This is a genomic window from Streptomyces aureus, assembly GCF_000725495.1.
In the GTDB taxonomy this organism is placed as follows: domain Bacteria; phylum Actinomycetota; class Actinomycetes; order Streptomycetales; family Streptomycetaceae; genus Streptomyces; species Streptomyces aureus_B.
Genome location: NZ_JNZD01000035.1, coordinates 46,706 through 61,337, shown reverse-complemented (window position 1 = coordinate 61,337; position 14,632 = coordinate 46,706). Strand labels below are relative to the sequence as shown.

15 protein-coding genes and 4 pseudogenes are annotated in these 14,632 nt (G+C 66.9%); 11 read left to right on the top strand and 8 right to left on the bottom strand.

Features of this window, described 5'->3' with window-relative positions; genetic code table 11:
• Window positions 1-406 precede the first annotated feature (406 nt).
• The 7 genes and pseudogenes from IO36_RS32875 (at window position 407) to IO36_RS32845 (ending at window position 4,762) form a co-directional block, all read left to right on the top strand.
• Complete coding sequence (locus IO36_RS32875; RefSeq protein WP_037625292.1) at window positions 407-637, top strand: peptidoglycan-binding domain-containing protein; 231 nt, start codon at window positions 407-409, stop codon at window positions 635-637.
• Window positions 638-814: 177 nt separating this feature from the next.
• Window positions 815-1,216: a peptidoglycan-binding domain-containing protein gene (locus IO36_RS32870; protein WP_158997639.1), complete on the top strand. Its 402-nt coding sequence runs from the start codon at window positions 815-817 to the stop codon at window positions 1,214-1,216.
• Window positions 1,217-1,419: 203 nt separating this feature from the next.
• On the top strand, window positions 1,420-1,725 hold the full coding sequence (locus IO36_RS32865) for a hypothetical protein (protein ID WP_158997637.1): 306 nt from the start codon (window positions 1,420-1,422) through the stop codon (window positions 1,723-1,725).
• Window positions 1,726-1,771: 46 nt separating this feature from the next.
• Window positions 1,772-2,230, top strand: coding sequence for an RICIN domain-containing protein (locus tag IO36_RS32860; protein WP_037625288.1), 459 nt, complete (start codon window positions 1,772-1,774; stop codon window positions 2,228-2,230).
• Between the two features lie 767 nt (window positions 2,231-2,997).
• Complete coding sequence (locus IO36_RS32850; RefSeq protein WP_158997635.1) at window positions 2,998-3,834, top strand: hypothetical protein; 837 nt, start codon at window positions 2,998-3,000, stop codon at window positions 3,832-3,834.
• A gap of 70 nt (window positions 3,835-3,904) precedes the next feature.
• Window positions 3,905-4,251 (top strand): annotated as a pseudogene (locus IO36_RS48585) (DEAD/DEAH box helicase); the annotation flags it as partial.
• Window positions 4,252-4,477: 226 nt separating this feature from the next.
• A complete protein-coding gene (locus IO36_RS32845; RefSeq protein WP_051901117.1) occupies window positions 4,478-4,762 on the top strand; it encodes an SMI1/KNR4 family protein in 285 nt (94 codons plus the stop codon).
• A 32-nt stretch (window positions 4,763-4,794) separates the two neighbouring features.
• Here the strand turns inward: IO36_RS32845 and IO36_RS32840 are convergent, their stop codons facing one another.
• A complete protein-coding gene (locus IO36_RS32840) occupies window positions 4,795-5,229 on the bottom strand; it encodes a hypothetical protein (RefSeq protein ID WP_037625282.1) in 435 nt (144 codons plus the stop codon).
• A 45-nt stretch (window positions 5,230-5,274) separates the two neighbouring features.
• Window positions 5,275-5,730 (bottom strand): annotated as a pseudogene (locus tag IO36_RS32835) (ATP-binding protein); the annotation flags it as partial.
• Window positions 5,731-5,831: 101 nt separating this feature from the next.
• On the opposite strand from IO36_RS32835, the gene IO36_RS32830 reads away from it, so the two are divergent.
• Window positions 5,832-6,068, top strand: coding sequence for a hypothetical protein (locus IO36_RS32830; RefSeq protein ID WP_158997633.1), 237 nt, complete (start codon window positions 5,832-5,834; stop codon window positions 6,066-6,068).
• Window positions 6,069-7,130: 1,062 nt separating this feature from the next.
• On the opposite strand, the gene IO36_RS32825 is transcribed toward IO36_RS32830, so the two are convergent.
• From IO36_RS32825 to IO36_RS48580, 4 genes and pseudogenes are all read right to left on the bottom strand, one after another.
• Window positions 7,131-8,834, bottom strand: coding sequence for a dolichyl-phosphate-mannose--protein mannosyltransferase (locus IO36_RS32825; protein ID WP_425535565.1), 1,704 nt, complete (start codon window positions 8,832-8,834; stop codon window positions 7,131-7,133).
• Between the two features lie 656 nt (window positions 8,835-9,490).
• Window positions 9,491-9,907, bottom strand: a pseudogene (locus IO36_RS43440) (hypothetical protein); the annotation flags it as partial.
• A 35-nt stretch (window positions 9,908-9,942) separates the two neighbouring features.
• Window positions 9,943-10,329 (bottom strand): hypothetical protein, encoded by a 387-nt coding sequence (locus IO36_RS47165; protein ID WP_158997629.1) that lies wholly within the window; start codon window positions 10,327-10,329, stop codon window positions 9,943-9,945.
• Between the two features lie 113 nt (window positions 10,330-10,442).
• Window positions 10,443-10,609, bottom strand: a pseudogene (locus tag IO36_RS48580) (flavoprotein); the annotation flags it as partial.
• 439 nt (window positions 10,610-11,048) lie between these two features.
• Here IO36_RS48580 and IO36_RS32815 point away from each other — a divergent pair.
• The 3 genes from IO36_RS32815 to IO36_RS32805 all read left to right on the top strand — a co-directional run bounded on the left by IO36_RS32815 (window position 11,049) and on the right by IO36_RS32805 (window position 13,902).
• Window positions 11,049-11,306: a hypothetical protein gene (locus IO36_RS32815; RefSeq protein ID WP_037625279.1), complete on the top strand. Its 258-nt coding sequence runs from the start codon at window positions 11,049-11,051 to the stop codon at window positions 11,304-11,306.
• Window positions 11,307-11,779: 473 nt separating this feature from the next.
• Window positions 11,780-12,115, top strand: coding sequence for a hypothetical protein (locus IO36_RS32810; protein WP_245173567.1), 336 nt, complete (start codon window positions 11,780-11,782; stop codon window positions 12,113-12,115).
• 380 nt (window positions 12,116-12,495) lie between these two features.
• The gene (locus IO36_RS32805; RefSeq protein ID WP_158997627.1) at window positions 12,496-13,902 is read left to right on the top strand and encodes a DUF2207 domain-containing protein; all 1,407 of its coding nucleotides are present in this window, start codon (window positions 12,496-12,498) and stop codon (window positions 13,900-13,902) included.
• A gap of 3 nt (window positions 13,903-13,905) precedes the next feature.
• Here IO36_RS32805 and IO36_RS48575 read toward each other — a convergent pair whose 3' ends face one another.
• Both IO36_RS48575 and IO36_RS48570 read right to left on the bottom strand, forming a co-directional pair.
• The gene (locus IO36_RS48575; protein ID WP_245173566.1) at window positions 13,906-14,043 is read right to left on the bottom strand and encodes a hypothetical protein; all 138 of its coding nucleotides are present in this window, start codon (window positions 14,041-14,043) and stop codon (window positions 13,906-13,908) included.
• A gap of 259 nt (window positions 14,044-14,302) precedes the next feature.
• The gene (locus tag IO36_RS48570) at window positions 14,303-14,608 is read right to left on the bottom strand and encodes an MATE family efflux transporter (protein ID WP_245173565.1); all 306 of its coding nucleotides are present in this window, start codon (window positions 14,606-14,608) and stop codon (window positions 14,303-14,305) included.
• Window positions 14,609-14,632 lie beyond the last annotated feature (24 nt).

Sequence of the window (14,632 nt, the reverse complement as noted above, 5' to 3'; positions counted from 1 at the left end):
CCCCAACGGCACCTCGAACCGGCACGTCCCGGGACGCCTGCCGGGCCTGGGACGCCATGCCGATACGCGGAAGGGACGTCGGAGCGCTGTTACGTTTCTGGCGCCCGGCGGCAACTCGCCGCCCACTCAGATCCGTTCACCGCCCGCTTGCCTCGACCTGCACGCGGACCGCACCTCGGGGGACCACCCACCATGAAGTTCAAGCGCACGCTCGCCACCATGGGCGCAGCCGCCGCCATCACCGCCGGCCTGTTCACGCTCAGCCCGGCCGCGCAGGCCGCCATTCCGAGCTGCACCGACTACACCATCTACTACAGCGGCAGCTTCTACGCGAAGTACCCGGTCGGCGCCGACGGCAGCAACTTCTGCTCCCTGCGTTCCGGCGCCAGCGGCCAGCGGCCAGCAGGTGTACTACCTCCAGGAAACCCTGAACTACTGCTACGGCCAGGACCTCGGAGCGATCGACGGCAAGTTCGGTCCCAAGACGGCAGCCGCCCTCGCCCGCGTGCAGAGGTCGCTGGGCATCGACCCCGACGGCGTCTACGGACCGCAGACCCGCGACAAGATCAAGTGGCACTGGATGACCCTGGAAGCCAGCAACCACTGCACGACCCTGCCCGACGCACACGCCCGCTGACGAACCCTCTCGCCCGGGGAGACGGGGGATCAACTCCCCGGGCCAGAGCCGCCCTTGCAAGCGGAGGCCGCCTTGCGGAGTGCGGATCGATCGCCTTGCCGGGCGGAGGCCGCCACCGAAGGGGAAGCCGCTCTCTCCTGGCTCCGCCCGATCGTTGCGTAAGTGAAAGTGACACAGATGTCCCGCGATTCGAAGAACCTCCTCGGCCGAGTGCTGTGCGGTGTTGCTGCCGCCATTGCCGTCATGAGCCTGTCCACAGCACCGGCCTCGGCCGTCGTCGGGGCGCCGTACATCGGTGACGGCCGCACCAACAACGCCCACGCCGTCTGGTGCGTGCAGCACCTCGTCAACGACTACCGCCGACACGCCGGCAGCCCCGCGATCGCGGAGGACAGCGTCTGGGGCAAACAGACCAGAAACGCGGTCTACGACTTCCAGGCCAACACCGACAACACCGGCTCCCCCGACGGAATCGTAGGCCCCCTGACAGGACGCGGCCTGCTGAACTACGACGCAACCGACACCTACGCCGGACACGGCCCCTGCTTCAGCTACCTGCCCACCCCTCCCGGCTACTGACCGGGAAACGACACCGGGTTGCAGGCATCCACCTATTTGAGCGAAGGAAACTCCACATGTACAGGAAACTGATCGCCACAGCTGCAGCAGCGGCCACGCTGGTCCTGGGCGCTGCGGCCACCGCCTCCGCCAACGGGAATGTCACGTGGCAGAGCGTCGCCCAGGGCACGTGCCTGGGTAACTCCAACAACAACGATGCCGCCATGAAGGGCTGTAGCGACTGGGCCGCCCAGTGGTACGACCAGCAGGAGTCCGACGGATCCTTTACTCAGCATGTCCGGGACAACGCCTCGTACTGCCTGGCCGCCTACTCCGACCATGACGTGTACGTGGAGAAGTGCACTGCCAATAACCCCTGGCAGCGCTTCTACGAGAAGTACGACAACAGCAGAGGGATCTGGCGGCTCCAGCACGTGGCCACCGGCTGGTACGTCACCGTTTACAACAACGGTTACAGCATTGGCGTGGACCCGTTCAACGAGCCGGACAACAAGCAGTACTTCCGCTGATCCACACGTCTGATCCCAGTCCCGCTACCCATTGACAGAAGGAATCATGCGCACGCTCACTCGCCTCCTCACGACGGCCGTTGCCTCCGCCGCCCTTGTCGTCGGTGTCGCCTCGTCCGCCTCCGCCAACGGCACCGTCACCTGGAGAAGTCACTTCAACGGCCTGTGCCTGGGACACACCAACAACAACGACGCCGTTATGCGGGGCTGTTCCTACGGTGACGCCCAGTGGTACGACCAGCTGGAGTCCGACGGCTCCTACACCCAGCACGTCAACGGCGACCGCTCCTACTGCCTGGCCGCCTATTCCGACCATGACGTGTACGTGGAGAAGTGCACTGCCAACAACCCCTGGCAGCGCTTCTACGAGAAGTACGACAACAACCGCGGCCTGTGGCGGCTGCAGCACCAGGCCACCGGCTGGTACATCACCGTCTACGACAACGGCTTCAGCATCGGCGTGGACCCGTTCAACGAGGGCGACAACCGGCAGTGGTTCGCGTGATTTGACGGTCCGCTCCCCGCTACGCCAAGGGCGGCCCCCATTCCGCCAAGAACCGGGGCCGCCCTTGCTCACCAGCAACTCATCAAGGAACTGGAGACATCCAGCGTGTACGAACCGACCGACATCCGGCGAGCCCTCATGTTGTTCTAACGCCAGTGCATGAAGCAGGAGTTGAGGGCGGCCGGCCTACGCCGTGTGCGTACGAGACGGGGCGACACTCCTCGCACGCATGGAAAACGCAAGGGGGTGGAGGCGGTGAAGTCGACGTTCCAAGTGGTCTCGCCCCAGATGGTGGTGCGAGTGTGCCAGGCGATGCGATCGGCCTCGTCAACCAATTCCGTGGGAGCGCCCACAAGATCGGTGACGATGGCGAAGAAGCGGGAATCCAAGTCTGACTGGGGGCCGCCCACGGCGATCGTGTCGCGAGTACTCCCCCTCATGTCCGGGCTGGCTCCACCCACCGACCTTGCTCTTCGTTCGAGTTGAGCCAAGGGGCGGTGTCGCGCGTGACGGCCGGTCGGTGACGAACATCCACCAACACGCTTCGTGGTTCAGCCCCAACCGGGCGGACCTACGGAAGGAGCTGCCCAGGCGTGAACGTGACCTGATCATCTTTCAGCTCAGGCCTTGGAAGCAATCGTCCAGGAATCACCAAAGTGGCTGATCTCCACTGGGGACCGGGCTAGGAACCGCAGGTGCCGTACGGGCGTCTCTGCCGCCGCAAGTGGAGAGCACTGTCCAGCACCAACGACCTGGGGGGATCCACGATGTCCCGAACGACCCGAGGAACCTGGAAGACCTGGAGAGCGGTGACCACCGCTCTCGTCATCCTGCTCTGCCTGACCGCCGCCGGGGCCACACCTGCCACTGCCGACCCGGGCGGACCTTTCGCACCCAACGTGGACCAGCACTGCGCCATACAGAACAGTGGCAGCGGTCCCATGACGACCGCCATACCCGTCGACCGGATCACCCTCAACCTCGAGACCGTCGGCTACCCCCCGACCGACTCCACCATCACCGCCTCTTACACCATCAGCGGCAGCGCCAAGGCCGGCACCGCCAACGGCACGTTCGACATCACCAAGAAGAACGCCACGTTCAACTTCTCGGTGTCCAACCCGCCGCCGGGCGAGACACTGACCGTCACCTACCAGGTGTGGGTGCACGGCGTCTACTACAGCAACTTCGTGAGCGCTCCACTGGCACCCTGCACCTGGGACAACCCCACCTACGTCGACGCCTCCACGTGGAACAACTACGTGACCGTGAACGGCATCTCCCAGCTCTGCGAGACCGTCGACATCGGCTTCGGTGGCAGGCACGCGTACATCCGCAAGGACACCGTGACGGTGAACGTCGCGCACGGCCCGTCCTACGGGCCCTCACCGTACGCCGGCCGGCCGGTCTGGGCCGACTACTGGATCGTCGGTCAAAAGGCCTACACCTCGGGAGCATCCGGGTTCTTCGACACCGACGGCAAGGCCACGCTGTCGTTCGTGATCCTCGCTCCGACCACCGGCGCCGAACTCGACGTGCTGGCAAGCGGACAAGCGGGCTCGCACACCTTCCCCGGCCACTCCTGGGCCACCATCACCTGCTGACCCAGCACCGACGCATCCGACGGCCTGGCCCGTGAAGAGTTCAACTTCCCCGCGCGCGCCGGGCGCCTGGATGACGGGCACGCACGTGACCCGTGCCGCCGCCAAGGCAGGCCAACTCGATCGACTCCCAGTCGGCCAGTCCCCTGGCCCCCGCCCCGAGGCATTTCCCGCTCACCTGGACCTGCTCGCGCAGACCGCCCAGGCGTGGCGCCTGGCGGTCCATCGGGGCCCCGATGGTCGCCGTGTGCTCTCTGGAGAACGACCCGGTCCTGGGCGTGCGCACCACCACCAACCCGATCCAGCTCGCCCTTTGGGCCGCCTCCGGGCCTGTCGTCGTGCTCGCTACGTACGCTCCCCCGTGGACCGCGAGGGCATCTACGCACCCGGGGCCAGCGGACGCTCCGCGGGCCCCTGGAAACCACCCAGGCAACGGCCTCGGCGTGGTGAAGCGACCGGCCGTTGCGACGACTGCCTCATAAGTTCGATCTAACCCCGGCATGGTCAGGCCTCGCCTCGTGCGTCGGTGCCGTCGGCGGCCACGGCCCGCAGGGGCCGGTGGCCCTGCTCATCGAGCGACGCGTCGGACTGGAGAAAGTCGGTCCGCGATGGTCATTCCGGTCGCCATCTGACCACGCTCTACGGGGTGATCAGCGAGGCATCACTGCCCGATCTCGACGTCGGCTACTTCATCCACTCGCCCACGACGGTCGCAGGGCACTTCCAGGAGTACGGCTCGCCAGGAATAGACGGCGAACCGATCGTGCTGGTGTTCGCGAGCGACGGAGGAGGGAACCTGTTCGCGATCGGCGACAGCGGGCGGATCTGGAGATCGACCACGGCCTCCTGGTTTGACGACTTTGAGATGGTCGCGGCCAGTCTCCAGGAGTTCCTCGAACGCCTCAGCCGACTGGCTGCGGCGCAACCCTGATCAGCCGAGAGTCAGAAACCCGGCTCTGAGGCTCATGCCCATTCCTCGCGTGGCCGCAGCTTCGCCAGGAGCTGTTGGGCTTCGCTGCGGACCCCGGCGTCGGGGTCCCTTGCCAGCTCTTGGTACTGCTTGATCAGTCGGTCCGCGCCTTCGGTCGTCATCCATTCGGGGTTGCAGTCCAGGGCAGCACCGAGATGGTCCACCGCGTCGTAGTTGCCCGCCTGGCTGTAGGCCAGCAGGACATAGCGCAGGCCGATGGTGTCTTTGCGTTCGAGCAATGCCTCGGCCGTTTCCTGGATGACCCAGGTGTCCTGGGCATCCAGGAGAAGACGGTGGATGACGTCCGCCAGCTCCTCGATCTTGTCCGAACCCGCCAGTTGCCGCCCAGCCGCCCCGCGGACAGACCAGGCCGGCGAGTCGGCATCCTGAATTGCGGTGCTCAGCTCTTGATCGTCGAGGGGTGCCATGCCCCCAGCCTGCCAGGAACCCCGGCGATCTCCGGATGATTTTCGTTAGCCTCGCTGCTGTCTGGCCCTGGTCCGGGCGAGTCGGTAGGACTCGGTGCCGGTCTCGATGATGGTGCCGTTGAAGGTGAGGCGGTCGACGATGGCCGCGCAGAGCCGTGGGTCGGTGAAGGTCTTGGTCCAGCCCCCGAACGACTCGTTCGAGGCGATCGCAACACTGGTCTTCTCCTCCCGCTCCGTCAGAACTTCGAACAGCATCTCGGCGCCGCGGCGGTCCAGTTCGAGGTAGCCGAGCTCGTCGATGCAGAGGAGGTCGACGCGGCCGTAGCGGGCGATAGTCTTGGTCAGCTGTTTCTCGTCGGCGGCTTCGACGAGCTCGTTGACCAGGCGGGCGGCGAGCGCGTAGCGGACCCGGAAGCCGGCCATCGCCGCGGCGGAGCCGAGGCCGATCAGCAGGTGAGTCTTGCCGGTGCCGGAGTTGCCGATCAGGCAGAGCGGTTCGCCCTACGAGTGCTGTGCACGAGGTTCTCGACCCTTATGTGGTGGCACGGGACCCGCGAACGAACTTCCTGCATCTGTGTACGGCGGATATGGAGGAGGCGGATGTGTTCTTCTCCAGCCCGGACAACATCACCTTCAACCGCTTCGGAGGCGGCGGAATCATGGACCTCCTGGCTGTCCTGCTGCGCCGGCTGGACGCCGTGCTCCTCGTCCCGGGCGGACCAACCGTAATTCCGCGGGACGAGGTCCGCGACCTTATGCCTGCCGCTCTCAGGGCCGAGTGGCCCGTCGTCGTGGCCCGCACCGGTGCGGAGATCGATCGGGCCATCCGCGCTTCCTGAACGAACGGTCGAGGGGCCCATCCATGGCGCGGGCCACCGGGAACGGCCCCGGGAAGACCGCGCTCATCATTCACCACACCTCGTGGTCGTGCTCGGTGAAGCAGGACACGCCAGGCGCGCCGGTCCCCACGACGTTGATCCATCAGCTGACGCCGCTGGGCCTGCCCGCCCGGCTGATCGAAGAGTCCTGCGGGTGCACGGGGGCCAGCACAATATGCAGCCCCGGCGGGCCCGGCCAGAATGGGACTTCGACCAGCCGCGTGACAGCGCCCAGGCAGCCAGCTCCTCCTGCAGCCACGCGGCCAGCACCGGGTCACGCGGGATCGCGCGTGCGGCGGTGAGCCGGTGTGGCGGGCTCTGGAACAAGGTCAGCTGGCGGTGGGCGAACGACACCAGAGGCGCCGAAGGTACCTCGGGTGCCAAGGGCGCCAGCCGAGCCGCGGCCGGCGGTGCCCCGGCCGGCCCCAGGCCCCGGCCGCGGGTGGGGCGGGGGGGCTGGAGGTGGCCGGGTTTCGACGTGCGGGGTGCGGGGCGGCGTTCCTGGGGGCGGGTGTTGGCGAAGGAGAGCTGGATGCAGCCGCTCTCGAGCACGGTCGCATACGACAGCCGCAGATCGCCGGTTGTACGGCGCAGCCGGGCCCGCTGCTGCCAGCACATCCGGCACGCGTGGTCCCGGTTGAGCCCCAAGAATTTCTAGCCTTACGCCGCTTCCATAGATTCGGGTCGCGCACACAGCCTTGACGGAAGCCGGCTGCTAATGGGCGCGGTGCGGCCACCCTGATCTATGACAGTGGCCGCGCCGCCCATTCCTGCCCCCTCCCCTCTAACTTCAGTCAGCGCATGGGCAAAAGCGGTCGCCATGGAAATCCCAGAGGCCCGACCACGCCCGCCCCGTGGGGGGGGTGACCTGCAGACTGCCCGGGGGCCGCCGCCCGGTCCCCCGGCAGTGCGGAATGGCGTGAGCGTTCGCATCGTTCGCAGCCCCGGTGACGGACGCCGGATCGGCTCCCGTCGGGTCGAGGACGCGCGCAGCGCCGCGTACTGGGTGGCGGGTGGCTGGGCTCAGATCCAGGTGTCTAGCCACATTCTGGCGTGCCAGTCGGCGTACGGGATCGTCTGTCCGGTGTAGACCGGGAAGAAGTAGATGAAGTTCCAGGCGATGAGCAGGACCAGCAGGCCCGCGGCCACAGCACCTCGTATGCGGCGCCCCTGAGTCGCTCCCGCAGGACCCAACAAGGCTCCCAGCATCATCGTCACGGCCAGGCACAGGTAGGGCACGAAGATGACCGCGTAGAAGGAGAAGATCGTGCGGTCCTGGTAGAGGAACCAGGGCAGATAGCCGGCACCTACCGCACAGAGGATCGCGCCGGAGCGCCAGTCACGGCGCAGCGCCCATCGGTAGAGCAGGTACACGAGTGCGCAGCACGCCAACCACCACAGGAGCGGCGTTCCCAGGGCGAGGATTGCCTGTGCGCAGCCGGCCGTCGCGTGGCAGCCGTCCTGCCCGGGTGCCGGCGACTGGTAGTGGAACAGCACAGGGCGACCGAGGACCGGCCAACTCCAGGGGTTCGACTGGTACTTGTGGGGAGTGCTCAGTCCCACATTGAACTGGTAGACGGCGTGCTCGTAGTGCCACAGGCTGCGCAGCGGAGCCGGGATCCACGACCATGTGCCACCCCGGGCGTCCGCCCAGTGGCGTCCGTAGCCATTGTCGGACAGGAACCAGCCGGTCCATGCCGTCAGGTACGTCAGGACAGCGACCGGGGCGAGGGAGAGCACCGACCAGCCGAGGTCCTTACGCAGCGCCGCGCGGTAGGGGCGGTGCGCTCCTGCCACGCGGCGAGCGCCAACGTCCCACAGCAGGGTGAGGATCACGAAGAAGGCGAGGAAGTACAGGCCGTTCCATTTGGTCGAGGCCGCCAGGCCCAGGCACAGGCCGGCGGCAAGACGCCAGGGTCGCGCTCCCGTCCCGGCACGGTCGCCGGTGTGTCCGTCCGGGCGCACCCGGCCGTCCTCGTCGACCGGCAGAGCTGCCGCGAGCCGGGCCCGCGAGCTGTCGCGGTCGATGAGCAGGCAGCCGAACGCCGCCAGGACGAAGAACATGACGACGAGGTCGAGCAGCGCGGTGCGGCTCATCACGTAGTGCAGACCGTCCACGGCCATCAGCGCTCCGGCCAGGCAGCCCAGCAGCGTCGAACGGCACAGGCGGCGTCCTATTCGGCACAGGATCAGCACCGACAGCGTGCCAAGGAGCGCCGTCATGAAACGCCAGCCGAAGGGGGTGAGGCCGAAGATCCACTCGCCAAGGGCGATGACCCATTTGCCCGTCGGCGGGTGCGCGACGAAGGACCCGGTGTCGGAGAGCGGGATCACCTGCGGACCGGCGAGAATCTGCGGGTCGGAGATCTTGCTGCTGGGCCAGGTGCCCTCGTAGCCGAACCGCAGCATCGACCAGGCGTCCTTGGCGTAGTACGTCTCGTCGAACACGACCGTCCGCGGGCTGCCCAGGCGCCAAAAGCGCGGCAGCCCGGCCAGGAGCGCCACCAGCAGCGGCCCGCCCCACTGCGACCAGCGCGCCAGCCGGCGCCCCGCTGCCGGGGAGAACCCGAGTGTGCGCCAAAGCCATGACCCGGGTTCGGGAAACGGCACGACCAGGCGCTCGCGCACGGACACAGACGGACGCCCGACGTGCCCGAAGTCCCGCAGCCGCCGCCCCCAGGAGGCCGGCCGGCCATTCACCCCCTCCCCTGACTCGTCGACCAACACGGGCGTTTTCTCATGGATCACTGGTAGGCCTTCTCATGTGGAGGACAGGAGGAGCGGGAGCAACTGCCCGGCAATCGGTGGTCGGTGGTCGCCACGCCGGCTCAGGCCGGCCCTCGCTGACCGCGACTGCCTGAACCCGGACAAGACACAGCCTGGAGGGGGTTAAGGCCGACACTGGCCCGAGCGTTGAAGAACGGTGCGTTATCGGCCCCCTCTTGCGGCCAAGGCGGAACGGGCACACGACGGAGCAGGCAAGAAACGGCGCCGGACCGACGCGGCAAAGGACAGAACAAGCCCGCCGCGCCCTCACGTTGGACTCGAAGTTCACCTACCAGGAGCGACCGGAGTCCCCGCAGGTTCCGCGTTTTCCGAACCGGTAACCCACTTGGGCACAAACCATGCCGGACAGGAGCTGTCCATTGACAGGGAAGCCGGTCGCCGATGCGTCGCCGACCAGCAGCGACCACCTTGGATGTCACTGGTGCGAGAGGCGTGATCCGGGCCGAGGCGTGCGCGACGAAGTGTTGAGGAACGTCCGCGCCTCAGCCGACCTCGTCCGCAGTTCTCCATGGTCGTCGTCAGGAAAGAGCGGATCGAAGGACGAGAGGCATTCCCCGTTTTCGGCGTAGGCGATCCAGGAAGGTCCCGATTCGAGTTCACAGGCCGACAGGGCCACTTGATCGGGCCGTTGCTGCGGTCCGTCGAGAGCAGCAGCGTTGCGACGCGCCCCTCAGCGAGCGCGTCCGACTTGAGAGGATGGACGAGACAGCGCTGTCCTGAGCGGCCTTGGCGGTATAGTCGGCGAATTCGGCGTCGAGGTCTCTCCTCGACGCCGCGGCCAATGCTTCGTCCGCCGACCTGCGCAGACTTGTGAGGGCGTCGCCTCCACCCCTGCCGCCGGAGACGTCGCTGATGTCGACGTCGAGCCCTTGCAGGGTCAGCTGCTCGCGCAGTGCGGCTGTCGCCTTGTCGTCACCGCCGACGAAGACGACCGCAGCGTCGACGGCCGATACGGCTTCACCGATCTCTTGGGCCACGCCGGCGGCGTTCATGGACCACAGATTCTCGGTCCGGCGGTCGTACGAAGCCTTCTACGGACCTCCGGCCTTCACTCGAAGGATGTGCAGGGTGCTCCCGCTGAACGAGCGACTGCGCGCATCGTTGAACGCGCCACGCCGGTTCCGTCGATGTCTCCGCCCTGGCGGTCGATCGCGACCACCACATGTGGCAGTTGCCGGTCCCAGTCCAGCACGGTGTCCACAGCATCCGCCACCGGCCCCACCACGGCGCGGTTCGCCTTGGGGAGGGGCGGCGAGGGTGTGAACGGCCAGCAGTCGGCCGTGAGCCGCGAAGAGCGACTCTCCCTGCGGTCCCACCACTTCGGGTGACCCACCGGCAGCGGCTTCGAGGACATCGAGCGTGGCGGCATCAGCGCCCAGGCCTTCGAGATCCCGTAGAAGGTTCTGCCAGGTGACTTCGATGCGCTTGTCGGCATCTTGGTCTTCTCGGCTGGTATCGAGGTGGACGGACACCACGGAGCCGGCCACCTCGTACAAGGGACGGAGGAACGAGAGTTCCACGATTACTCTGGGGGTGTCGTGGGTGGTCCGAGCCGCAGCAGCCACCCGTCGGCGCTTCCTCCGTGGCGGTGTTCGCGCCGAGTTGGATGAGTTGCGGTACCGGGGCGCAGCAGCCGCCCTCGGCCTGGTCTGCTTCGGGGACATCGAAGGTCCGGCTCCGCCGCAGACTCCGGTCTCGGGCCGAGTGAGTTCGATGCCATTGCGGTGCTGGCCTCGTGCTCGTTCCGGGTGGTGTCTCTGCGGACGAACTCGAAGCTGCCCCATCCAGGACGGTGACCGACGCGAACCAGACAGGTCGTCCTCGTCGGGCTGCATGACGACGAAAGTGTTGTCCGAGCCCGTTCCAAGCCGCGGGCACATCGTGGCGAGCATGGGAGCTCCCATCCCGTCCACCGACACCCCAGGCAAAGCCGAGCAGACGCGGCCCGTGGCGTCCTGGTCGTTCGTCCAGCAGGGCGCCCCACCTGGACGCCATGAACCAGGTTCGCTCCCCAGACGTGCGTCGCCGGCGGACGGAATGAGGGCCGAGAGTGATGCGATGCTGTCCAGCGCTTGTGCTGCGATCGCGGGCAACCTCTGATCTTGCTCAAAGTCAGAGGCATGCGCATGTCGGAGACATAGGTTCACTTCGACCATGAACAGCAAGGACGGGGGCGTTCACGCGATGGCGAAGAAGCCGGTACGTGCAGCACTGGGCGATGTCTGGCTCAACTGCCAGGTCTGCCACGGGGATCTGTTCCGAGAGCGCGAAGTCCTGCTCAACAGCGCCGGCATGGAGTTCATGAATTTGGCCTGGGCCAACGAGAACGCCACCGGCCTGATCTGCTGGCAGTGCGGCTACGTCCACCTCTTCGTCAACAAGAACATCAAGCTCTACCGAGCAGACAAGTAATGAACCACCTGCGGCGTCCGAACACCAGCGCTGACACCGACAAGCGCGAGCGGCAGCGATCGACGCCGGGCCTCAGTGGACGATCGGCGAGGCGTAGGGCCTCGACCCATGTCGACGCCCCCTGTGATCGACCTGATTGAGATGACGCCAGACTGCAAAGCAGGCGGCCGACACCAGTCGGCGAAGTGGCCTGCGCTTCCCGCCAGCCCCAGTTCCATGCTGACTACCGCAACATAGCCCCGAGTTGAGGGAACCAGTCGAAGCCCTCAAGTCTCGCGACCGGCTTGGCCTGGAGTTCGGCACCATGCTCCGGCCAGGGCTCAAACCCGCTCTCGCTCAGATCGCCCACGTTCATCAGTCCGCTGTTCAGCAGGCACGAGCGCCCTCACGGGCCGTCGTGGGCCACGGAAGGGCGCTCGATGGTGACCGAAATCGAACCCTGAACCGCCGTTCGAGGCAGCTAAGTTAAGGCCGTGGACAAGGAAGCGATCACCATCAGGCTCACGCACGATCAAGCGTTCGTGCTGTCGGACTGGCTCTATCAAGTCATGTTCCAGTCCAACGACCTCGAAGGGATCGTGCCTGACCGAGCCGTCTGGTCACCGATCTACACCATCTCGGGAACGCTGGACTCGACGCTGAGCGAGATCGTCATGCCCGACTACGGCCCACGTCTTGAAGCGGCCAAAGAGCGTCTCCGGGCCGATCTGTACGGTGGAGCCGACAAGTCGACGGCACCGGGTCAGGACACCACCGACGCACCACAAGCGCACCGGATAGAGCGGGGAACACCCGGGGAACCACGGTGAAAGTGGCCAAGGGAGATGAGACCCGATAACAGGCGAACACCCAGGGCAGCAACCTCGACCGCCCCAAACGACCGCAGCTTCCCAAGCTGAGATGGCGAGTTCGATTCTCGTCACTGCCCCCACGACGAAGGCCCAGGTCGCAGCCCGCCTTTTGTTGTCCCTCATGATCAGATAGCGCGTGGCCGGCTCGTGTCAGAACGCTGAACGCGGCTCACCAGGGCACGGGCGACTGGGGTGCGAAGGACGAACTCGGGCAGTGGAGGCAGAGCACCGTCGTTGCTTGGGCCAGCAGGGGGACGGGGATTACCCTTCGATCAACGCCCATTGCTCGTCCCATAAGCCACTCGGATACGGTCTTCGGTCCATACCCGCGTCCCGGCATGCATATGACGAACAGTCGGCTCGTACGGCGAACGGTAGGTCGATCGAGCGATCACGAACCGAGGAAGGTCGGCCTTAACTCCCTCTCGGCTCGGACATCGGCTTCGATGATGCCTCGGCTGCGTGAATTCCCCGATGCGGTGATCCTCAAGAGCATCTACAGTCGTCTCGGTCATATTTCTAGGGGGCGTATGAAATACCGAATGCTGACCGCGGGTGTGGTGAACCTGCTTTTGGGAGATGGGGAGACAACTCCGAAGGGCATCGAGACCACCGCCCTGGAAATGGTCCGCACGGGCCGACTGCGGGGCGACGAGAAAGCTGACGGTACGGTGACCGTACGGATCGTCGCGCAGACCGCCGACTCGGCGCCGCTGCGGCCCGTCGAGGAACTGATGGTCGAACGGATCCGCCGGCTCTGCCGAAACGGTGTCGACCGCGTGCCGATAGGCGCCCTCGGGCCGGGCGACGGCGACGAGTTCTGGGTATGGTGGCGCGGCTTTCAGAACAGTGTCCGCAACGAGGCGACCGCTCTTGGCCTCATACGGCCGGCCCGGAACAAGTACGTGACGCTGCTGTACCGGGGTGTAGCCCTCGCGGCCTGGTTCGGCCCCCTGTGGGCCGGCATTTCGTTCAGTCCCGAGTCGACGCGCATCCTTCTCAAAATGGTCCTCGTGCTCAGCCTGTTGGGGCTGGTGCCGCTGTCGGACGTCCCGCTCGAATCCGGGCCCAGGTTGACAGCCGCCGGACGGCAGGCCGCGCGCGAGTGGCGGACCCACGACCGCGCTGGAGAGCATCGGCTGCCCAAACGCCAGGTGGGAGCGGCTGGTCCCGAATCGGCGCTTCCGGTACGCGAGCCGCAGCGGATCTGGTCCTCGTACGGCAGATCGTGGCACGTCGTGGACACCGGGCCGCTGGATACCCCGCGCTGGGGCCACCTGTGGCAGTTCCTGGTGCTGACCGTGACCGCCTGCGCCGCCTTCGTCGCCGTGGTCGTGGCGACCCTGACCGCGCGCCCGCCGTTCGGCTGGGAATGGGACACCGCTCCGGTGCTCACCGGCGTACTGCTGTGGGGCCTGTGGCTGCCGGCCCGCCGTCGGGTCCTCGCGGTTCCCGACGACTCGAGCTTTCGTGGTGCCGTCATCTCGCGCTGGGACTACGACACTCACCACGACGACCCGCACACGGATGTCACGCACTACTGCTGCTCCATCGAGGACCCGGCGGCGCGGAAAGCCTGGTCCTTCGAGGTCGACCAGTGGAGTCGGCCGATGTTCTCCCGCGCAGGGAACCCGGAGCTCAAGGACCGGTTCCGGGTAGGGGACGTCGTCGATGTCCACTGCAGCCCGCGTCGGCGCAAGATCCATCAGATCAGCGTGGTCGAGGCCGTGTCGCGGACCGACTGACGATCAGATCCGCTCTCCGGCACGGCGCAGCCGCTGGAGGTGGGGGTCCCGGAACAGCAGGATCTCCGCGCCCGCCTCAACCGTGATCGCGAGTGTGAGAACGCCTGCCGGGGCCGTCCAGAAGCCCTCCGCTCCGAGCACCGTGCCTCCGATCGTGTCGCTGCCGGATGGGACGTACCACGCGGTGGCCGCGTGATCAGCAGCGGGTCGAGGATGATCTGCACGGCGACGGCCACGAGGCACAACAGAGACGCGTAACCGGTGCGGCCTTCGGCACGGACCAGGCTGGAGAACCCGTGGAGAGCAGGGCCCCGCACACCAGGAATCACGGCGTAGGGGCGGGCCGTCTCGCGCAGTTCACCGTGGGCGCCCAGGAAGGTGAGCAGCGGGTCGAGGAACGTCAGACCGAGCGTAGTGGTGTGGCGGCGCACAGCCAGAACAGGGTGAAGGAGTTTCCGGCCGCGCGGGCGGCGGCCTCCCGATCGCCGGTGCCCAGAGCACGGGAGATCAGGGAGGCGCCGCCCGCGCCGACGGCGGTGGACACCGCGCCGAGCAACAGCAGCAGCGGGGCGGCCAGGTTGACCGCGGCCATCGCGGCGTCGCCCACCCCGTGGCCGACGAACCAGGCCTTGGTCAGGGCATAGACGCCGTACGCGCCGACAGCGGCGGTGGTCTGGGCGCAGGACCACAGGAGCAGCGGGCCCACCGGGTCGGTGCCGAGGCGCGTGGT